This window comes from Priestia sp. YIM B13552 (genome assembly GCF_042787775.1).
Lineage (GTDB): Bacteria > Bacillota > Bacilli > Bacillales > Bacillaceae_H > Priestia > Priestia megaterium_E.
Map to the genome: position 1 here is coordinate 421577 of NZ_JBHZOU010000003.1, position 21245 is coordinate 442821.

Annotated in this window: 22 protein-coding genes; all 22 read right to left on the reverse strand. The window is 40.5% G+C overall.

Translation table 11 applies throughout. The features are described from left to right. Positions 1-104: 104 nt before the first annotated feature. Positions 105-1310, reverse strand: coding sequence for an MFS transporter (locus tag ACFX40_RS14290; protein ID WP_377255328.1), 1206 nt, complete (start codon positions 1308-1310; stop codon positions 105-107). A gap of 182 nt (positions 1311-1492) precedes the next feature. Continuing rightward, the gene (locus ACFX40_RS14295) at positions 1493-2665 is read right to left on the reverse strand and encodes an iron-containing alcohol dehydrogenase (protein WP_098249711.1); all 1173 of its coding nucleotides are present in this window, start codon (positions 2663-2665) and stop codon (positions 1493-1495) included. A gap of 190 nt (positions 2666-2855) precedes the next feature. Next, complete coding sequence (locus ACFX40_RS14300) at positions 2856-3317, reverse strand: GNAT family N-acetyltransferase (RefSeq protein WP_028408509.1); 462 nt, start codon at positions 3315-3317, stop codon at positions 2856-2858. Between the two features lie 39 nt (positions 3318-3356). Beyond that, positions 3357-3614, reverse strand: coding sequence for a SunI/YnzG family protein (locus ACFX40_RS14305; RefSeq protein WP_028408510.1), 258 nt, complete (start codon positions 3612-3614; stop codon positions 3357-3359). A gap of 18 nt (positions 3615-3632) precedes the next feature. Then, positions 3633-4379, reverse strand: coding sequence for an MBL fold metallo-hydrolase (locus ACFX40_RS14310; RefSeq protein WP_028408511.1), 747 nt, complete (start codon positions 4377-4379; stop codon positions 3633-3635). A gap of 239 nt (positions 4380-4618) precedes the next feature. Beyond that, a complete protein-coding gene (locus tag ACFX40_RS14315) occupies positions 4619-6100 on the reverse strand; it encodes an amino acid permease (RefSeq protein ID WP_098525049.1) in 1482 nt (493 codons plus the stop codon). Positions 6101-6201: 101 nt separating this feature from the next. Beyond that, positions 6202-6480: a YokU family protein gene (locus ACFX40_RS14320; RefSeq protein ID WP_016764133.1), complete on the reverse strand. Its 279-nt coding sequence runs from the start codon at positions 6478-6480 to the stop codon at positions 6202-6204. 2 nt (positions 6481-6482) lie between these two features. Further along, the gene (gene kamA / locus ACFX40_RS14325) at positions 6483-7892 is read right to left on the reverse strand and encodes a lysine 2,3-aminomutase (protein ID WP_028408513.1); all 1410 of its coding nucleotides are present in this window, start codon (positions 7890-7892) and stop codon (positions 6483-6485) included. Positions 7893-7934: 42 nt separating this feature from the next. Beyond that, positions 7935-8414 carry a GNAT family N-acetyltransferase gene (locus ACFX40_RS14330; protein WP_098578778.1) on the reverse strand — a complete coding sequence of 160 codons (480 nt, stop codon included), beginning with the start codon at positions 8412-8414 and terminating at the stop codon, positions 7935-7937. Further along, positions 8402-9913, reverse strand: a complete 1512-nt coding sequence (locus tag ACFX40_RS14335; protein WP_098331707.1) for a M81 family metallopeptidase — start codon at positions 9911-9913, stop codon at positions 8402-8404. Before ACFX40_RS14335 ends, ACFX40_RS14330 begins: the two co-directional genes overlap by 13 nt. Before the next feature lie 29 nt (positions 9914-9942). Then, positions 9943-11400, reverse strand: a complete 1458-nt coding sequence (locus tag ACFX40_RS14340) for an aldehyde dehydrogenase family protein (protein WP_377255333.1) — start codon at positions 11398-11400, stop codon at positions 9943-9945. A 28-nt stretch (positions 11401-11428) separates the two neighbouring features. Continuing rightward, positions 11429-12724, reverse strand: a complete 1296-nt coding sequence (locus ACFX40_RS14345; protein ID WP_028408517.1) for an aminotransferase class III-fold pyridoxal phosphate-dependent enzyme — start codon at positions 12722-12724, stop codon at positions 11429-11431. Continuing rightward, positions 12708-14093 (reverse strand): aminotransferase family protein, encoded by a 1386-nt coding sequence (locus tag ACFX40_RS14350; RefSeq protein WP_098331706.1) that lies wholly within the window; start codon positions 14091-14093, stop codon positions 12708-12710. Before ACFX40_RS14350 ends, ACFX40_RS14345 begins: the two co-directional genes overlap by 17 nt. Next, on the reverse strand, positions 14081-15271 hold the full coding sequence (locus ACFX40_RS14355) for a thiolase family protein (RefSeq protein WP_028408519.1): 1191 nt from the start codon (positions 15269-15271) through the stop codon (positions 14081-14083). Before ACFX40_RS14355 ends, ACFX40_RS14350 begins: the two co-directional genes overlap by 13 nt. After that, positions 15271-15933 carry a 3-oxoacid CoA-transferase subunit B gene (locus ACFX40_RS14360; protein WP_098331705.1) on the reverse strand — a complete coding sequence of 221 codons (663 nt, stop codon included), beginning with the start codon at positions 15931-15933 and terminating at the stop codon, positions 15271-15273. The genes ACFX40_RS14355 and ACFX40_RS14360 overlap by 1 nt, the downstream gene beginning before the upstream one ends. A 1-nt stretch (position 15934) precedes the next feature. Beyond that, positions 15935-16591, reverse strand: a complete 657-nt coding sequence (locus tag ACFX40_RS14365; protein WP_098525051.1) for a CoA transferase subunit A — start codon at positions 16589-16591, stop codon at positions 15935-15937. Between the two features lie 178 nt (positions 16592-16769). After that, complete coding sequence (locus tag ACFX40_RS14370) at positions 16770-17099, reverse strand: DUF3870 domain-containing protein (RefSeq protein ID WP_013057066.1); 330 nt, start codon at positions 17097-17099, stop codon at positions 16770-16772. A 214-nt stretch (positions 17100-17313) separates the two neighbouring features. Beyond that, a complete protein-coding gene (locus tag ACFX40_RS14375) occupies positions 17314-17562 on the reverse strand; it encodes a ferredoxin (protein ID WP_013083172.1) in 249 nt (82 codons plus the stop codon). 37 nt (positions 17563-17599) lie between these two features. Then, complete coding sequence (gene pdxS / locus ACFX40_RS14380; protein WP_377255336.1) at positions 17600-18484, reverse strand: pyridoxal 5'-phosphate synthase lyase subunit PdxS; 885 nt, start codon at positions 18482-18484, stop codon at positions 17600-17602. Positions 18485-18677: 193 nt separating this feature from the next. Next, on the reverse strand, positions 18678-19661 hold the full coding sequence (locus ACFX40_RS14385; protein WP_098331704.1) for a quinone oxidoreductase family protein: 984 nt from the start codon (positions 19659-19661) through the stop codon (positions 18678-18680). 14 nt (positions 19662-19675) lie between these two features. Next, positions 19676-20449: an enoyl-CoA hydratase/isomerase family protein gene (locus tag ACFX40_RS14390; RefSeq protein WP_028408523.1), complete on the reverse strand. Its 774-nt coding sequence runs from the start codon at positions 20447-20449 to the stop codon at positions 19676-19678. Positions 20450-20478: 29 nt separating this feature from the next. Continuing rightward, entirely contained in the window at positions 20479-21240 is a 762-nt protein-coding gene (locus tag ACFX40_RS14395) for an SDR family NAD(P)-dependent oxidoreductase (RefSeq protein ID WP_060745639.1), read from the reverse strand. Positions 21241-21245: the final 5 nt, after the last annotated feature.

Consider the following 21245-nt stretch of genomic DNA (forward strand, 5'->3'; position numbering starts at 1 on the left):
TTACTTTCTTGTTTGAATTTATTTGAACCCTTTTTGTTTACTATAACGAAAGAGAAAAGAAAAAGAAGTGAACTTATAATTCACTTCTTTTTTTGACGTAGCATTTATTTCATAGGCTGCAAATGATTATTAGCTTTTTGTTTGGCATCACGCTGAGCGAAAAAAATGATGCAAAGCGCCAGAAGATATAAACATGCAAAAGCTGTTATGTACCAAAGTGCTGAGGTAATTCCGCTTACATCCATAGTAAAGCCAATAAGTGCAGGGAAAACAGCTCCTCCAAGCCCTGAAAAACCAGTAATTAAACTTGTTACAATACGAGCAGATCCAGTAAACGTATGGTTAGCATATACCATCGTTATCGAATAGATACCTGACATTGCAAGCCCTAAAAACCCTAATAAAATATAGCCTGCTACTGCTTCTTTTAACACAATAAACAGCACTAAACTCACAATTGTTCCTCCAATGCTGCCAAAAAGATAACGTTCGTATGTAACAATTCGAATAATCCATCCAGTAGCCACTCGTCCTATTAGCATAGCCACCCAAAAAACGCTTATGCTCAAAGTAGCCTGTGACGGAATTACATCTAGATACGCGATAAAAATAGACGAAAGAAAATTATTCATACTGCTTTCTACTCCAGCGTACATAAAAATCATTACACTAAAAAGAGCAAGTATTTTCCATATTTGATTTTTAGCAAGCACAGGCGCAGGTTCTGAGTTGGCGTCTGAAGCATCGCTTTCTGAAGTTAGAACAGTCTCTTTTTTAAAAGGAATCATTTTACAAACCACAACCATTAGTAAAGCTAGTACACTCGTTATAAAAAATGAAAACCTCCAGCTGTTCTCTGAAATCAATAAGCTAGCTACTAACGGCATCAACAGCGCACCTAGACCAAATGATACTTCTAAATAGCTCATAACAATAGCTCTTCTACCGATAAATACTTCCATCATTAAAGTAGCTACAACTACTTCCAATGCGGCTACACCAATACCGTTTAAAAAATTGAATGCAATAATCCACTCAAATGGCGGCAATAAAAGCATGCCTATTTGTGATAACGCTATCATTAGTGCAGAAACTGTAAGTAAATTCATTTCTCTGAAGCGTCCTAATAGAAAAGAAGATAGCGGAACTCCTATCAAAAATCCTAAAGAACCTAATAATACAAGCTGCCCGCCAACTGTATAGGACACATGATAATGCGTTAACAATTGCGGTAAGACGGACCCTACGGCTGTAATGACTAATCCGCCCAGCAAATAAAGCGCATATGAAGCTAGCGCAAACTTTTTCATCTCCCCACTCCCTTAAATTCTCTAAAACTTTCTTTCTGTACTTAATTATAAGGCTTTTCCTTTAGTTGTTAACTGAAATTCGAGAAAAAAACCATTCTTCCTGCTCTACTTAATTTCCAGTCATTTATAAGATAAAACAAAAAAGAAGAAGACAGATGTCTCCTTCTTTTTTGTTTTTCACTTTACAGTGACGCTTTTAAAATAGCTAAAATATCATCTTTATTTAGTTTTTTAAAGTTACCGAAACCTCCGTACTCCATTTCACGAGCAGCAATTCCAGCAATTTCGTCTAGTCTCTCTTCTCCGATATCGTAATCTGCTAAGCGAGAAGGTGCACCAAGGCTTGACCAAAAAGCGCTTAGTTTATCGATTCCTTCTAATGCGATTTCTTTGTCGCTTTTACCTGCAGTTTCAATATCGAACATGCTTGTCATTACACGCTTCATACGCGTTACATCTTGATCTACAACGTGTCGCATCCAATTTGGAAATAGGATTGCTAAACCGCCTGCATGAGGAATGTCATATACCGCTGATACTGCGTGTTCAATTGTATGTGAAGCCCAATCGCCAAAGTAGCCCATTTGAAGTGTTCCGTTTAATGCGATTGTTCCGGAATATAAAATCGTTTCGCGGTGTTCGTAGCTTTGCAGATCTTCTAGTAATTTCGGTGCTGTTTCAATTACTGTTTGTAATACAGAATAGCACATACGATCTTGTAAAGGCGTGTTTTTCACGTTATGGAAATATTGTTCGAATACATGGCTCATCATGTCTACCATGCCGTAGATAGTTTGATCTCTAGGAACAGACATCGTGTTTACAGGATCTAATATCGAAAATACAGGATGCGTAACGGCACTTCCCCAAACGTATTTTTCATTTGTTTCCCAATTCGTAATAACAGAATCAGGATTCATTTCAGAACCTGTTGCTGCCAATGTTAATACTGTTCCAAACGGCAGTGCTTTTGTAGCCGTTACTTTTTTGTTAATAATATCCCAAACGTCTCCTTCATACTCAGCTCCGGCAGCGATTGCTTTTGTGCAGTCAATCACGCTTCCACCGCCGACTGCTAACATGAAGTCAATGTTTTCATTTCGGCAAATTTCAATTCCTTTTCGTACCGTAGATAGTCGAGGATTTGGCTCTACGCCCGCTAACTCATGTATATTTACGTTTAACTCTTTTAACAGCGTAAGAACTTGATCGTATAAACCGTTTTTCTTAATGCTTCCTCCGCCGTAAACAAGCAAAATATTTTTTCCGTATTTCGGGAGCTCTTCTGATAATGCTTGAAGCTGATCTTTTCCGAAGATTAATTTTGTGGGATTATGATAAATGAAATTTTCCATACTATCTGTATACCTCCTAGTTGAATATAAAGTGAGTTGTCGCATTACGCGAACAAGAATGTAAGTATAAATGTAAAACAAAAATTTTTCAAGAGTTAAGTTCTCAAATCGCGTACTTTATTTTATTGAGTAATTAAAATGAAGAAAATGGCTTCTTAGATATAAAAAAGAGAGCAAGTAAATGCTCTCTTTAAAGTTCTTTATAAGCCATTTTTCTATACGTAACAAATCCTTCTTTTTCGTAAAAGCTCTCGGCAATCGTATTGTCACTCCAGTAATCTAACTCAATTGTAGTGATCTCTTTTTCACGAGCAATGCTATAAATTTCTTTCATCAAACTCGAACCAAACCCTTTGTTTTTGTAGGGTTCTGCGATGTTTATTTGATGAACATAAATTGACTTGTAAGTCTTTTTAAACACTGTCTCTGAATACTGCTTTATTTCCAGCCAAGCGAATCCCACATGCTGACCTTCGTTTTCTCCTAAAAGAAAGATAAATCTATCGTCTTTCATCACGTTCTTAAAAAATTCATGTATCTTCTGAAAATCATATGTTTGAAAGCGCTCGGGGTATAATTCTACATGCAGTTGATGAACAGACTGATTAAGCTTGGCAATTGTATCAGCATCGAAAGTACGGCTAATCTTCAATTTTTTCTCTCCTATATATCTCGTATTTAGTAATGGTCGTTATGAATTTATTTCGTTTAATATAGCCGGTGCGTTTGAGGTAAATAACAGATAGTTTTTATTGGTCGTTTTTATAAAGATGCGGTCAGTCGTTCCGTAAGGAGGGCCAATTCGAATGGCGCTTACTTCTTTGCCTCCGTACGTGTCATCTTCCGTTACTTCAAGAATGTCTTCTAACGGAATCGTAAAGTGTGAAAGCTGCCATTTTATAATGAGATTATCATTTATTTTTCGGACACTGATAGTTGGTGTAAACATTTTACACATCTCCTTCCCTTAACTTTCTCCCTGTGCAAAGTGTTCTTTTATCCTTAAAATTGCTTCTTTCGGACAGTCTTGAAAATACCCTCCATGGTAACAAATAACATGCTCAATGTCGTAGTGTAAGAATTTTTCCAGTGAGTGAACTGCTTGGTCCATATTTAAGGTCGTTTGTTTAACAGGTCCCATTAGTTGTTCATTTGCAAATACTAAAGCATCTCCAGCAACCAGTGTTTTTGATTTTCTTAAATAAAAACTAACATGCCCAGGCGTATGTCCGGGAGTGAAAATAACTTCAATACCTCCGCAGTATGGAAGCAGTTGATCTTCTTTGAATACTGTATCTACCTCAACTTTTGGAGGATTTTTATATAAATATTTTATTTCGTCAGGTATAGCTGCTAGTTCTTCGTTACTCATTCGACTCGCATTCGTTTTAATAAGCGGAAGTTTCCCTTCAATATACGGCTTATCAAATTCATGAGCATGTACGATGATATTTTCATTTGATTTTTTTCGTATATCAGTCGCACATCCTATATGATCTAGATCTTGGTGTGTTAGAAGAATTGCTTTTAGCTGTTCAATAGATATATTCAATTCACCCAAGGCCTCTTTCAGTTGATCGGTTTGCCCAGGCATTCCTGTATCAATTAGAACAGCTTCATCGTTATTCCAAACTAACGTAGGATTTAATATTATATCTTGGTCAAAAGCTCTGGCAGTCAACTGTAGCATTTCAACACCTGCAGAAATTCTCATTGCACTCCCCTTTTCTTATTAAAGTAAAAAGATTTTCAACCTCCACAATCGCTTAGCATGCAGTGGTATTCTTGAATTTTATCAATAAACAAAATAAAAACCATACTGGAAAAAAATAACTTTTTATGCTATAATATCTATAAAATAAAGCTTACTATGATAGATCTTTATAAATAAAAAGGTGAACCTTGTTGTCCGAGGTTCACCTTTTTTTGCTTATCGTTAGCCGTATAGCTTTTTTATTTCTTATCTTCTCTTTGGATACACTCATGCAAAGGTACAACCTTGGTTTTCTTTGCTATTTTATATCCCCACCACGTCGCTAAAAAGAGAGGCAGTCCGATGTATGAGACCGTTAAGCCGTACCAATCAATTTTGTCAGAAAGTACCGCTTGATAGTTTTGTCCTAAAATAACGACGAGACACATTCCAAATGCAAGAACCGGGCCTAAAGGAAACCATTTTGCTTTATAAGCCAGTTCATTTATATCCCGTCCTGAAGCAACATATGCTTTTCGGAAACGATAGTGGCTGACGGCAATACCAATCCACGCAATAAATCCGCTCATGCCTGAAGCGTTTAAAAGCCACATATACATTTGATCGCCAAAAATTGATGTTAAAAAGGCAAGACCGCCAATGATAGTGGTTAAAACAAGCGCGTTTACTGGAATTCCTCGACGATTAATTTTTCGAAGCGCTTTAGGCGCTTGCCCTTCATTGGCCATGGACCATAACATTCGCGTAGAAGCATATAAGCCAGAAGTTCCGGCTGATAAAACCGACGTAAGAATAACAGCATTCATCACTGAAGCAGCTGCAGCAATTCCTGCTTTTTCAAAAACAAGCGTAAATGGACTAACAGCAATGTTATCCACATCTCCTCCTAGAAGAGATGGACTTGTGTAAGGAATGATAAGCCCAATTACAGCAATGGCTGCAATATAAAATAGAAGAATGCGCCAAAAGACTTGGCGAATGGCTTTTGGGATATTTTTTTGAGGGTTTTCACTTTCCCCCGCCGCAATGCCGACTAGCTCTGTACCTTGAAAAGAAAATCCCGCGATAAAGAAAATGCTTAGTACGGACAGAAATCCGCCGTTGACCGGCGCTTCTTCTAATGTAAAGTTTTTAAAACCGATATATTCACCGCCGAAAATGCCAAATATGGTCAGAAGGCCCACTCCGATAAACACAATGATGGTTACTACTTTTACGAGAGCAAACCAATATTCAGATTCTCCATAGCTTTTTACAGATAGGAAATTAAGTAAAAAAATTAAGCCTAAAAACAAAGCGCTCCAGATAATACTTGGCACATCAGGGAACCAAAACTTCATGATAATAGCAGAAGCAGCTATTTCTACAGCGAGCGTAACAGCCCAGTTAAACCAGTAGTTCCAGCCGAGCGCAAAGCCGAGAGCTGGGTCTACATAATGACTGGCGTACGTTGAAAAAGAACCTGATACCGGCATAAACGTGGCCATTTCTCCAAGACTAGTCATGAGAAAGTAAACCATAATTCCAATAGCCCCGTAAGCAATCAGCGCTCCTCCAGGTCCAGCAGTTTGGATGGATGATCCGGTAGCTAGAAATAAGCCCGTTCCGATTGACCCTCCAATGGCAATCATGGTCATATGACGCGCTTTTAAATGGCGTTTTATATGCTTATCGTCCTGCTTCTTTTCTTCTTCATTACGATTTATATCGACCGCTTCCATACTTATCCCACCTTTATAAATGAACTATGCGCACATGTTTAATGTAAAGCGTATAAGAATATCCATCTCCCACAAAAAGCAGGAGATGGACTCTTCATTGCTTACTTTGAAAAATCAAAGTAGTTTCGTTTTAATAGACGAGGCAGGCTCATAAGCTGTTCGTACGTTACACTTTTTTCTAAGGCAGAGGTGTTGATTAAAAACAGTTGATCTTCAATGTGCCCAACCGTTGCATCTGTTTGATACGTAATCCCGCATTCTGAACATGTAATGGAAGGCGTCTCTTTAATTTCTATAGCTTTTGTGCCGTCAGGAAGCTCCCAATAAACCGTTGCATCCGTCTCTTTCGCTTCATATGATTCGCACCATTGGCATTTCAACATTATTCCTCCTTCGCTCCCGCCGTTTCGTATTTTTTCATTTGCGTTTCAAATTTTTTCTCTTTTAATTGATCGCGCTTTTCACGCTTGTCTTTTAAAGAGCTATGCTCTGGATTTTGGTCATACGTTTTCCGGCGGTCAAGACGGTTTAGACCTTCCGGCGTTAAGTTGAACTTTGTATCATCAATAATCGAAAGAACACCGTTGCTTTCAAATTTTTCAAACACTTCAGGATATACTTTTTTATAAAATTCTTCTGCGCTGCCACTTTGGTAATTTTGCGGCTCCGGATAAGACGTAATAACACCTTCAAAGTTTCGAAGCACAACTTTATTGGAGCTTTGAGAAATAATGTAGTTTGGCTGCAGCGGAATTTTACCGCCTCCTCCAGGAGCATCCACGATAAACGTAGGAACTGCATAGCCGGACGTATGGCCGCGAAGTCCTTCCATAATTTCTAGTCCTTTACTGATTGGCGCACGGAAATGGCCGATTCCTTCTGATAAATCACATTGATAAATGTAGTAAGGTCTCACGCGAATTTTTACTAAATCATGCATAAGCTGCTTCATGATTGGCACGCTGTCGTTAATTCCGGCTAAAATAACCGCTTGGTTTCCAACTGGAACTCCTGCGTTGGAAAGCATTTCACAAGCACGCTTTGATTCTTCTGTAATTTCAATTGATGTGTTGAAGTGCGTATTCAGCCAAACCGGATGATATTTCTTTAAGATGTTGCAAAGATTTTCTGTAATGCGCTGCGGGAACACCACAGGTGCTCTTGTACCGATACGAATAATTTCTACGTGCGGAATATCGCGCAAATTTTTCAAAATATATTCTAAAATATTATCATTGATTAATAGGCCGTCTCCTCCGGAAATTAATACATCACGGATTTGAGGGTTGGCAGCAATGTAATTAATAGCTGTATCCAGCTGTTTTTTTGGAACGCCCATGCCAATTTGTCCTGAAAAACGTCTTCTTGTACAGTAGCGGCAGTACATAGAGCACTGATTTGTAACTAAAAACAGCACGCGGTCTGGATAGCGGTGCGTTAAGCCAGGAACCGGTGAATCTTCATCTTCATGAAGCGGATCTTCTAAATCATACCTTGTCTTATGCAGTTCTTCTGAAATAGGAACGGACTGCATTCTGATTGGACATTTCGGATCGTTCTCATCCATTAACCATGCGTAATAAGGAGTGATGTTTAACGGAATCGTTTTGGTTGCAATTTTAACGCCTTCTTCTTCTTGAGGTGTTAAATTGATCACTTTCTTCAAATCTTCCAATGTTTTAATCGTGTTTGTCAGCTGCCATACCCAGTCGTTCCACTGCTCGTCCGTTACATCTTTCCAAAGCTCAATTTCTTTCCAATGTCTGCTTGCTTTATATAATGTATTTTTCATTTTATATTCCCTCCAAAGTTCATTTTTTGAATAGATGTTCTACTAAGAAATTGACCGCACCATATAATAGCGATCTTCTCCTTCGCCAAACTCTCCTGCTCGCGTTTCTTTAATCGTAAAGCCCATTTTTTTATACAGCTTCACAGCACCTTCATTTTTTACATTCACAGTCAAACAAACGCTTTTAAAACTATCTTTTTGTAGAATCGAAAATATTTCTTCTAAGAACAGCTGTCCAATTCCGCTTCCTTGTTTATCAGAGCGGACGTAGAACCCAAAGATATAAGCTTTTGTGACATCTTTGTAATCTCGAAGCAGCTCGCAAATGGCAATTGGCCTTGCGTCATTTTCCTGGAAATATTGAATGAGCTTTCCGTAGCGCGCTAAAGGTACAAGCGTCTGTTCATCCACGGCTCCCATGCCCGGAAACGCATCTTTTTCAAGTTCGATCATCATCTTTTGCTGTTCAGGAGTTAACGATTCCGGCACTTCGATATGATACTGCTCTTTTAATGCATCCATTTTTCTTTCCTCCTTTTTTCACTTTCATACTTGACATCTTGCAGCGGCCATATTGGTTTTGGAATGTGCTGATACTTAAAGGTCGTTAAGCGATTTGACGCTACGCCTGGCGCATCCACATAGATGATAGATCCTACAAGCGGTTCAAAAGCGGCTCTGAAATGATTTTTAGCTTTTAAACCAATGATTTTTTTCGTCGCTGGCTCAATGCCAATATGGCGAAAAAGTTCAGGATCATTGGCTGATACCGGCCTTCCAATCAGCAAAATGTCTAATTCTCCTACTTGAATGTGAGCTGCACCTTTTACATTTACTTTTAAATGCTGATTAAACGGTCCCGAATTGTAAAACTCACCTTCCGACAAAGCAACGACCTTCGCCTCAACTTCAACGGGCTTTCCGAACTCAGGAGAAACTTTTCCTCCTAAGGAAAGAGAGACGTAGTTCCCAACTCCTGCTTGCACGCATTGTTTAATAGATTCAGGGTCATAAAGACCTCCAAACAGTGTCCCCGGCATATTTAGCTTCAGCATGTATTCCAAAAGCTCTGTTGTGTCGCCGCTTCCGCAGCTTAAAGGATTGTCCGCTATATCAGCAAGCACAATTGGCTGTTCGCTTGATAGTTTTAACGCTGTTTGCAGACCTTCTTCAACGGTAGGCAAATCCACGATAAACTCTTCTTTTATACTCCAAAACTGAGAAGCTAGTTTCTTTGCTGTTTTTTCTGCTGTTTCAGGATTCAAAGCTGTTACGAGCACGCTTGCTCCGGCAATTGGAATATCAGAATACGGAAAGCCTCCAAAAATGGAAACATTGTATACGTCTGCTTCTTGCTCAGCAAGGTCAATCATTTTTTTCATAGGGCCTTCTGCTGTTCGCATATTAATTGAGGGCAAAAGCATAGGCAATTTCTTTAAAGACGCATAATAGACAGCGCTTTCTTTTACTTGTGTTAAAAGCGCTCGCGCAGCGTTCACTCCTTGTTCGTACATATCAACATGAGGATATGTTTTAAAACCAAAGTGAAGCGGCGTGTACGTAAGCATATCTTCACTGACATTTGCATGCATATCGAGCGTAGTAGCAATAGGAACGTTATTTCCTATACAGCTTCTTATTTGACCTAACAAATGAGCTTCAGGATCGAAAAGATGCTCTACTACCATTGCGCCGTGCAAAGCAATTAATAGGCCATCTAGCGGGCCGGCGTGAGTAAGCGCATGCAGCATTTGCTTTTCAATTGTGTAATAAGCCGCCGAAGATACAACCCCAGACGGAACTGCAGCTGCACAAACAAGGGGAACGATCTCTACTTGCTTCTCTTGCTTTAACACATCCAAAAATCCCCCTACTTCTGTTTTGGTTCCTGAGTATGCTTTATATATTTCCGTTCCAACAAAATATCCTTCTTGTACAAACTGTTCTATTTCTGTTTTTAATGGACTAAAGCTGTGAGATTCATGATAAAAAAAGGCAATGCCAATGCGATATGAAGACATGTGCTCCTCCTTTTCGCTAAGGTGCGAGATTAATAGTTGGTGTAGACAGACTTCCATTCTGTCATCACATCAAATGCATGATGAGAAACTTCTCTGTGGCCGTTGCCAGACATTTTCATTCCTCCGAATGCTACCCCCATTTCAGCATTAGATGTTCCGTTATTGATATAGACTAATCCGCTAACAGCGTCTTTTGCCGCTCGGCTGGCATAGTGCAAGCTGCTTGTATAAATAGAAGTGGAAAGTCCATACATCGTTCCATTATTGACGCTCATTGCTTCTTCATAGCCATTTACTTCAATAAAAGCAAGCACGGGGCCAAAAATCTCTTCTTGAGCAATTGTGTGATTCGAATGGACGTTATCGATGATTGTAGGCATGTAATAACAAGTCCCTAATTCTGATAAAGCACGACCTCCAAGCGCAATATTTCCGCCTTCTTCCACCGCTTTTTGTACGTAATTTTCTACTAAACGGCACTGCTGTTCATTAACAAGCGGGCCTATTACAACTCCTTCATCAAGACCATTTCCAATTTTCATTTCTTTTGTAACAGCTATTACTTTTTTCAAAAGCTCTTCTTTTACTGAACGCTCCACAATCACTCTGCTAGCTGCGGTACAGCGCTGCCCCGTTGTCGTAAATGCTGATTTAACAATTCCTTCTGCTGCTTTATTCAAATCGGCGTCCTTTAATACAATAACAGCGTTTTTTCCTCCTAGCTCTAAAGAAATACGCTTTAAGGTTTTGCTGCTCATTTCTGCTAACTTCTGACCAACTTCCGTAGAACCTGTAAATGAGATGATTTTCACTTCAGAGTGCGTAGCAAGCTTTTGTCCAACGATTCTGCCCGATCCTGTAAGCAAGTTAATTGTTCCTTTTGGAAGCCCCGCAGCGTGCAATACTTCCATAAAAATCTTCGCTGAGAGCGCCACTTCTGAAGCCGGCTTCCAGACAACGGTATTGCCAGCGATTAAAGCGGCAAACATTTTATAAGAAGCGAGAGAAACAGGAAAGTTCCAAGGTGTAATACATGCCACAACTCCAAGCGGTTCGCGAATCATTTTTATATCTCTGTCAGGAAAGCCAGCGGGCACTATTTCGCCAAACAAACGTCTTCCTTCTCCCGCCATATACTGAGCTGTTGCAATGACGACACCAACTTCGCCTATGGATTCTGATAGCGGTTTTCCCATCTCTTTTGTCATCACTTGAGCTAGCTCTTCTTTTCGGTCTTCAAAAATCTCAGCTGCTTTTGTTAAAAATGCTGCACGTTCAGGAATAGATGTATTTTTCCAATGGCTGTAGGCTGTACTAGCCGCTCTTACCGCATCATCGACTTGACTAGCCGTAGCGGCTGCGCACGTTCCGACGAGCTCTTGTGTTGCAGGGTTTATACTTTCAAAATAGGTTTGCTCCTCTTCACTTACCCACTCGCCGTTAATATATAAATTTCCTTGTAACAGTTCAGTTTTAGTCTGACTCATATTGTTACCCTCCTTTTCATTTAAAAAGCTAGTTAATTGAAACTGCTTCTGTAATGGCTTCTTCTAGTAAAGACAGCCCTTGATCCAGCACGTCTTTATCAATATTTAGCGGCAGCATTAAACGAATGGTTTGCCCTTTGACTCCACAGTTCATAATTAGCAGTCTTTTTTCCAGCGCTTTTGATTTAATAACAGGGACATAAGCAGCTGCTGTTTCAACATGAAATTCAATACCAATCATCATACCAATTCCTCTAACTTCTTTAATGGCAGGTAAATGTCCGATAGAATGCTGAAGACGTTTCACGATATCCGCGCCTACTTTTTCGCTGCGCTCTACAAGCTTTTCTTCTTCAATGATTGAAATATTAGCTAAAGCAGCTGCGCACGATACTGGATTTCCTCCAAAAGTAGAACCATGTCCAGCTGTTGGCCATTTCTCATGCAGTTCTCGGCTTGCTACAATGGCTCCTAAAGGCATGCCGCCGGAAAGAGCTTTTGCTAAAACTAAAATATCTGGTGTGACTCCAGCATGTTCTGCGGCAAACATTTTTCCAGTGCGCCCAAATCCCGTTTGCACTTCATCAAAAATAAGCAGAATGCCGTAATCATTCGCTATGTCTCTCAGTGCGCGTAAAAAGCTAGAAGGAGCAGGGTAATAGCCTCCTTCGCCCATAACTGGCTCAATTACAATCGCTGCTACGCGTGAAGGATCGACTCGCAGTTCAAACAGCTTTTGCAGTTGATTTAAGCAATATGCTTCTGCATCTTCCTCGTCAACATTAGGAAGCTGACTTGGATACGGATAAGGAACGTGATACACTTCTCCTAAAATCGGCTCGTAGTAGCTGCGGTATTTTGAGCTTGAAGCCGTAATAGCTGTAGCTCCTAGTGTACGACCGTGAAAAGAACCTTCAAAAGCAATGATTGCTGGCCTGCCAGTTGCCGCTTTTGCTAATTTGAGCGCACCATCAATGGCTTCTGCGCCTGAGTTTGAAAAAAACACCGTGTCTAAGTTTCCAGGCGTAATTTGCGCAAGTTTTTCCGCCAAATTTACTGCTGTTTCGTAATAGCCGTAGTTTAAGCCTAGATGAAGCAGCTGATCTGCTTGTTTTTTTATCGCTTCTACCATCTTTTCATGCGTATGACCCACTGCATTGACAGCTACTCCTGATACAAAATCAATATATTCCTTGCCATCAGCTGTCCAAAATTTTGCACCGTGCGCTTTTTCAATAACAAGCTCTGTTACTCTTGTCATCACCGGTGATAAATGTTTTTTTCCTTTGGTTTGAAGCTCTTCTGTTTTACTTTGCACTTTCATATGACTCATCCTTTCTTATGTGCTGATGAAAAATAGAAAACGCATGATCTAGCAATCTCACTATTTCATCAACTTCTGATTTCGTTATATTTAAAGGAGGACTGATAATGATATGCTCTCCTTTATGTCCATCTATAGATCCGGATCCTGGATAAAAGACGCCTCCAAGCTCCATACAAATTTCATTGAGCTTTTCGCTGGCTGCTTCACGTGGCTCGAAAAATATCTGTTGATTGGCATCTTTCATTAGTTCTAATCCAATTAAAAGTCCGCGGCCGCGAATATCTGAAATATAAGGATACTTGCGCTGCAGAGCTACTAAACATTCCATTAAATACGCGCCTTGAGTTTCAACGTTTTGAAGGATATTCATTTCTTCGTACATATCCAAAGCAGCAAGGCCTGCCGCTATTGAAACAGGATGTCCACTGTACGTATAGCCATGAAGAAATTTTCCGCTGCTATTTTCTAACAGACCTTGAATCAGGCGGTCATGGACAATCATTCCTCCTAAAGGAGCGTACCCAGCTGAAACTCCTTTACCAAACGTTAGGATATCCGGTTCGATTCCGAATTGTTCCACTGCAAAATCAGTTCCCGTTCTCCCGAAGCCTGTCATCACTTCATCAACAATCAAAAGAATGTCATAGCGGCTGCAGAGCTCACGTACTTTTTTGAAATAGTCAAGCGGAGGTACAACAGCTCCTTGCTGACTTCCTACAATGGGCTCTGCGATAAAAGCTGAAATATTTTCTGGACCAAGCTCTAAAATAGTTCGTTCAATATCGGTGATGCAGCTCCAGTTTTGATTTGCCACGCAGTCTTCTTGATTGCGATTATACGGACAGCGATGACAATACGGAGAATAGACGTGCGCAAAATGTAAAAGGTTGGGTGTATAAGGATATCGTCTTTTTACATCTCCTCCAGCTGATAGTGCCCCTATCGTATTTCCGTGATAGGACTGCCACCTTCCGATTACGATGTGTTTTTGCATCTTTCCGGCATCTCTGTGATATTGCCTTGCTAATTTTAATGCACTTTCATTAGCTTCTGATCCTCCTGATGTAAAATAGACTTTGTTTAAATGAAGTGGCGCCATTTTACCAATTTTTTTCGAAAGTTTATGCAAAACATTCGTTTCAAAACGCAATGTATGAACAAACGCCGCTTTTTTTGCTTGCTCCGCCATCGCCTCGGCTATTTGCGCAATGCCGTGCCCTAAATTTGCCGCCACGGCCCCGGAGCAGCCGTCTAAATACTTTTTGCCTTGTTCATCTATTAAGTAGCTTCCTTCACCGTGTGTAATCATTGGGTACTTTTTTGTTAAATCTCTATGAAACACATAGTCTCTTTTTATTTCGTCCATCTTTCCACCACCATCGCCATTCCTAATCCTCCTGCAACGCAAATAGTAGCCAGACCGTATCGTCTTTTTTGCTTTTGGAGCTCATGACACAGAGTTGTTATAATTCTTGCCCCGGAGCATCCTAAAGGGTGTCCAAGCGCAATCGCTCCTCCGTTTACATTCACTTTTTCTGATGTGATGTCCCATTCTCTTAAGCAAGCAATACTTTGAGCGGCAAATGCTTCGTTTAATTCAATCAAGTCCATATCACCTAAGCTTAAACCGACTTTATTTAAAGCAACTTGCGAAGCAGAAACGGGGCCAATTCCCATTTCCTTTGGAGAGACGCCCGCTGCGGCAAACGACACAATCTTTGCCATAGGCGTTAATCCAAGGTGCTCAGCTTTTTCTTCCGACATCAGCAGCAGCATCGAAGCGCCATCGTTTCTGCCGGATGAATTGCCGGCTGTAACCGTTCCATTCTTTTGAAAAACAGGCTTAAGCGCACCAAGCTTTTCTTTGCTAGTAAGACGAGGAAATTCATCTGTTGCAAAATGCCTCATACCTTTTTTTCCTTCTTTTACAGCTACCGGGATAATTTCTTCTTCAAACAAATCAAGTTCTATAGCCCGCCTAGCTTTTTCCTGACTATAAAAAGCAAACTCATCTTGTTCCGTGCGGCTAATACTATATTTTTCAGCGAGCCACTCGGCCGTCTGTCCCATCGTAAACGTTCCGTATAACGTTTCAGGCTGTGATTTTGGCTGACTTTCTGTATTAGAGTCATAGAGTGTTAAATCACCAACGTGAAAACCAAAACGAGTGCCTACCGTATAGTGCGGTGCTTGAGACATGCTTTCTACTCCTCCGGCTAATACCACTTCGGCTTGACCTGATAAAATGGACATAGCTCCATTCATTACAGCCTGCATGCCTGAACCGCACTGGCGGTGCACGGTATAAGCTGGAATACGTTCAGAGAATTGAGCTTTCAGCCCGGCTACTCTCGCTATATTAGGAGCATGAGCGCTTTGTTTCGTCTGTCCGACAATGATTTCATCAACAATCTCTGACGTATATCCCGCTGAAGACAAATTGTTTTTCATCACAAGAGAGACTAGTTCTTCTGGAAGCGTATCTGCAAGCGAACCGCCAAACTTTCCAATAGGCGTTCGAAATGCATTTACAATCACTGCCATTATGCTGTCACCTCATTGTTTTTATTAAATAATTTAGAAACGCGAAAAGAAGCCTGCGTTTTTTGTTGCACTGTCTCTAAAGAAACACCCGGAGCTGTTTCAAGAAGTTCAAGACCATGGTCTGTTACCGAAAAGACAGCTAATTCTGTAATAATCATATCGACTCGTCGCTCTGAAGTAAGCGGATAAGTTAACTCCTCAACCAGCTTTGACTCTCCTTGGCTGTTCGTATGAAGAGTCGTAACAATCACTTTTTTTGAGCCTTCTAATAAATCCATTGCTCCTCCTACGCCAAGAACACTTTTCCCCGGAACAGCCCAGTTCGCAATTCGGCCTGTTTCATCTACTTGAAGCACTCCAAGAATCGATACATTCACATGGCCTCCGCGTATCATGGCAAAAGAATCAGCGCTGTTAAAAAATGAGGCACCTTCTAAAACCGTGACGGGCAGCTTTCCAGCATTCACAAGTTCTGGATCTATATAATCTTCTTCAGGAGTAGGGCCAACGCCAAGAATCCCGTTTTCTGAATGTAAAAACACGTGAACATCGGGTGAAATATAATTAGCAACTAAAGTAGGAATGCCGATTCCTAAGTTCACTGTATCTCCGTGACAAAGCTCTTTTGCAGCACGCGCAGCAATATATTGTTTGACGTTCATCTTAATTTTCTCCTTTCACTACGATATAAGTAACGTATAAATGAGGAGTTACAATTTCTTCAGGAGAAATCTGTCCAACTTCAACAATTTCTTCTACTTCTGCAATCACGATATCAGCAGCCGTTGCCATCATTGGATTAAAGTTTCTTGCTGATTTGCTGTAAATAAGATTTCCGAGTCGATCTGCTTTTTTAGCTTTTATTAGAGCTACATCTGCGTGCAGCGATTCTTGCAAAACATATTTCTTTCCTTTTAATACTCGTTCTTCTTTTCCTTCCGCCAGCTGAGTCCCTACGCTCACAGGCGTGTAAAACCCTCCGATGCCCGCACCTCCTGCCCTAATAGCCTCGGACATTGTTCCTTGCGGGATGAGCTCCACTTGGAGTTCTTGTTGTTGATAAGCATGTACAACTTCAGGGTTGGAAGTAAAATAAGAACCTATGGCTTTTTTTACTTGTTTTTTTTGAACCAATACACCTAATCCTTTTCCAGGTTCACCGAGGTTATTACTAATAATCTCTAAATCTTTAAGGTTTGATTTGGCAATCGCTTCAATCAGACTAAGCGGGCTTCCAACGAGACCAAATCCACCTACCATAATGCGTGCGCCATCCGTTATTTTTTTTATTGCTTCTTCGCGCGTGATGATTTTGTTCATTTTGTTTCCTCCTTTTCTTTTTATATTTCACAGCGCTCTACGCGAAAAAAACCAAGCAGGACACAATGACTCCCCAAAGAAACAGGGATGTCCCCACTCTTTGTAAAGTGTGTGTGTCTGCTTGGTTTTAATAAGACCATGAAAAGAGGTTGTCTTCTCACTTTATTCTAACCAAACGCTATGTAATTTTTTGATTCACATTATCCCAGTAACGTTGGATTGCAGCCTGAAGCGCTACGATAATCGCCTGTTGAGATGGAGCAAAATAATAATTTTGAATACGTTCAATAAGAGGTTCAATTCCATCTGCAAGGCAGTAACCAATAAGCAGCTTCCGGAAAAAGTTTTGCGTCAGCTCCGTAATAAACGTAAACTCAGCATTTACAATTTTATGCTCTGTCAGATCCACTTCTAGTACAATTCCCGCATGCTTATACATTTCATACATGGAAGTTCCCTGTGGAGCTTTTGCATATCCTGTCACAATGACTGTATTCAGTATTTGCATGCCCCTTAATCTCCTTTTAAAAACTATTTAATTACTCCGCACTTTTACACTAATAATTCTGAAAGGTCAAATGAGATTAACTCATATGCTTTTAGTTATGTAAGTGCTTTCATTTTTAAAAAGATATGTTCTTACACAACTAATATTTCGCCTTTTCTAGACAAAATCCTTCTTTTCTTTTAAAAAAACTTTCTATTTTTTTATTTATTCGGCTTTATTGAAATTTATTCGAGTCTCCATCAAACTTTTCATCTGCTATACGGATGGACTCGGTTGGACAGCCTTCAAACGCATCTATTAAATCGTCTTCCAGCTCTTGGGGCACTTCAGCCGTGCCTTGATTATCATCAAGTATAACGAACGCAATTCCTTCATCATCATAATCATAAATATCAGGTGCCGCAGCTCCGCATGCACCGCACGCAATACACGTTTCTTTATCGACTATCGTATATTTCCCCATGATCATTCTCCTAACTAAGTTTAAAAGTTATTACTCATTACCAGCCGCGTTCTTGCATACGATTTTCTGGTAATAATGATGAAATTTCAATCCCTTTCATTGCACTTCCTAACCCTTTTGATAAGCTTGCAATCAGTTCATAGTCTTGATAATGACTAGTTGCTTCCACGATTGCTCGCGCAAATTTTTCAGGGTTGTCTGATTTGAAGATTCCTGATCCAACGAACACACCGTCTGCTCCAAGCTGCATCATTAACGCTGCGTCTGCTGGTGTTGCTACGCCGCCTGCTGCAAAGTTTACAACCGGTAAGCGGCCTTCACGTTTAATTTGCAGTAATAACTCATAAGGCGCACCTAATAGTTTTGCTTCTGTCATTAACTCGTCTTCATCCATGCCTACAACTTTACGTACTTGAGCGTTGACTTGGCGCATATGACGCACTGCTTCGACGATGTTTCCTGTTCCTGGTTCGCCTTTTGTACGAAGCATCGAAGCACCTTCACCAATTCGTCTTGCTGCTTCCCCTAAATCACGGCATCCGCATACAAATGGAACCGTAAATGTACTTTTGTTAAGGTGATATTCCTCATCAGCTGGAGTGAGTACTTCACTTTCGTCAATATAGTCTACACCCATTGCTTCTAGCACGCGGGCTTCAACAATATGGCCAATACGAGCTTTCGCCATAACTGGAATGGATACAGCGTTCATCACTTCTTCAACAATTGTTGGGTCTGCCATACGAGACACGCCGCCTGCTGCACGAATATCAGCTGGAACACGCTCTAACGCCATAACAGCAACAGCGCCTGCTGCCTCTGCAATTTTTGCCTGTTCTGCATTGATCACATCCATGATAACGCCGCCTTTTTGCATTTCCGCCATTCCCCGCTTCACGCGGTCTGTTCCATTTCTCACCATATTCAATTCCTCCTTTATATGTTCAAATACTTATTATGCAACTTCCATGCCAGCGTTAAAATATAGAAGAAATTAGTAAAAAATATTGATTTTTGTGCCAAATTATTAATCATCTTCTAAATTTTTGGCATGCAAGAGCCAATTTTTTAAACCAAAACAGCTCCCATCCCTATTAGAGACGGAAGCTGTTTTGTTAAGGAACTAACACTAATTTTCCGGTCGTTTTTCTTCCTTGAAGCAGACGATGTACATCTGCCGCTTCATCAAGTGAAAATGTGCCGCCCAGCATTAATTTTAACTGACCGGAATTTACGTAGTTTAATAGCTCATGCAGGCTTTGCTGATAAAGTGTTGGTTTTGCCATCATTTGAGGTAAGAAAAAGCCTAGAACCGATTGATTTTTTTCCATCAGGCGGGCAGGGTTAAATTTTACAGGTTTTCCGCTAGCCATTCCGTAAAAAACGAGGCGCCCAAATGGTGCAAGACATTGAAGAGATTCATAGAATATATGCCCTCCTACCATTTCTAAAATAATATCGGCTCCTTTTCCTTCCGTCACTTCTAAAATTTGTTTTTCCCAGCCTGTTTCTGTATAGTTAATTGCTTCGTCAGCTCCCAGATTTTTTGCAAGCTCAAGCTTTTCTTTGGAGCTCGCTGTAGCAATAACTTTTCCAGCTCCAAAAATTTTGGCAAGCTGAACAGCTAAGGTTCCAACACCGCCTGCTGCCGCATGAACGATGACGGTTTCTCCTTTTTCAAGGCGACCCATTGTTTTTAAGATATGATAAGCCGTGAGTCCTTGAAGAGGCAAAGCAACCGCTTGTGTTAAATCCACATTATCCGGCAACGGAATAAGGCCTCTTGAATCTGCCAGCGTGTACTCAGCGTATCCTGTTGCTCGATTAGATCCCAGCAGCGTCACGACTTTTGTACCTACTTTTATCCCTTTTACATCCTCGCCTACCTCAACCACTTCGCCCGCTACTTCAGAGCCAGGGATAAAAGGCAGCGGTGTTTCGACTACGTATGCTCCTTCACGGCGCGCAGCGTCGGCGTAATTAACGCCGATTGCCGCAACTTTAATGAGCACATCTTTCTTTTTTGGTACAGGGCGTGCAATATCGATAACTTGAAGAACATCAGGTCCTCCGTACTGCGTAAATTGAATGGCTTTCATCTTATATCCCCCTCTTATTTCCCTTGAAATAGTGGCTTTCTTTTTTCTTTAAACGCAGATATTCCTTCTTGATGATCTCTTGTTTCTACCATAAGAACTTGCGTTAGCCTTTCTTGTTCAAGGACTTGTTCTAACGTTAAATGAAAAGAATCATTGACAATTTTTTTCATTTTTCCATACGCTTTCGTTGGTCCTTGTGATAAGCGACTTGCAAAGGATGTGACCTCATCTTTCAGCTGATTTAACGGAACTATACGGTTTAAAAAACCAGCTTTGTAAGCCGTATCGGCATTCATAGGCTCTCCTAAAAATAACAGTTCCTTAGCTTTGTGGGGACCAACGACCTTTGTAAGAAAGTAAAGGCCTCCTCCGTCTGAAATCAATCCAACTTGAGAAAAGCTTAATACGAACCGACTTTCTTCTGACGCAATGATAAAGTCAGAAGCGAGAGCTAAATTAAAAGCCGCTCCTGCTGCAAATCCATGAACTGCTGAAATAATTGGCTTCTCTAGATTTTGCATCGCTAAAATACATTCATTTAAACGGCCGATATGTTCATAAACATCAGATCCGGATGCTTGGCCCATCGTTTTTACATCGCCTCCGGCAGAAAATGAGCGCCCTGCGCCATTTAATATAACCACTTTAATAGACTCATCGCTTTGCGCCTGTTTTATTTCAGATGTTAACTTTCCAATCATTTCCTCACTGAATGCATTTAAACGATCCGGACGATTTAACGTTAAAGATAAAATAGTCCCCTGCTTTTCTACCACTAAATCACTCATATTTCGGATTCCCTCCTTTTTATTTTGCATTAAACGATAAGCCACCCACCATCTACTAATAAATCACTTCCCGTCATATACGATGCCTCTTCAGACGCTGCAAAAGCAATAACGTTTGCAATTTCATCTGGTTTACCTACACGTTTTAAAGCCGTATTTTTTTCGATTGCCTTAGTGAAGCGCTCATTTTCAAGTCCAGGCTGTGTTAAAGGTGTTTCTACGAATCCAGGAGACACAGAGTTTACTCTGACTCCTTGAGGTGCTAATTCAAATGCCATTGCTTTTGTAAAGTTAATTAAAGCAGCTTTAGCAGCGCTGTAGTGAGGGATTTGTGCACCTGCTTTATGTCCTGAAAGAGAAGCGATGTTAACAATAGATCGATTTCCTCCTATTTCTTCAGTTAAAAAAGGAATCAAATGTTTTGTTACAAGAAACACGCTTGTTAAATTGACGTCCTGCACGTGTTTCCACTGTTCAAGAGTTGTTTCTTTGATGGTTGAATTAACTGATCCGCCTGCGTTATTAATTAATAAATGAATTTGTCCGTACTTTTCTTTTATAAACTCAGCCAGCTCTTTGACGTCTTCTTCTTTCGTTACATCAGCTGGGAAAATATCCGTGCATTTTCGTTCACACCGTGTGTCAATAGCGGATGCAGCCTGTACTAGTTTTTCTTTCGTTCGCCCGACAAGAATGACGCGAGCGCCTTCTTTCGCCATTCTCTGAGCGGTCGCTTCTCCAATGCCGCTTCCAGCTCCTGTAATAACAGCTATTTGCCCTTCAAAACGCATAATAT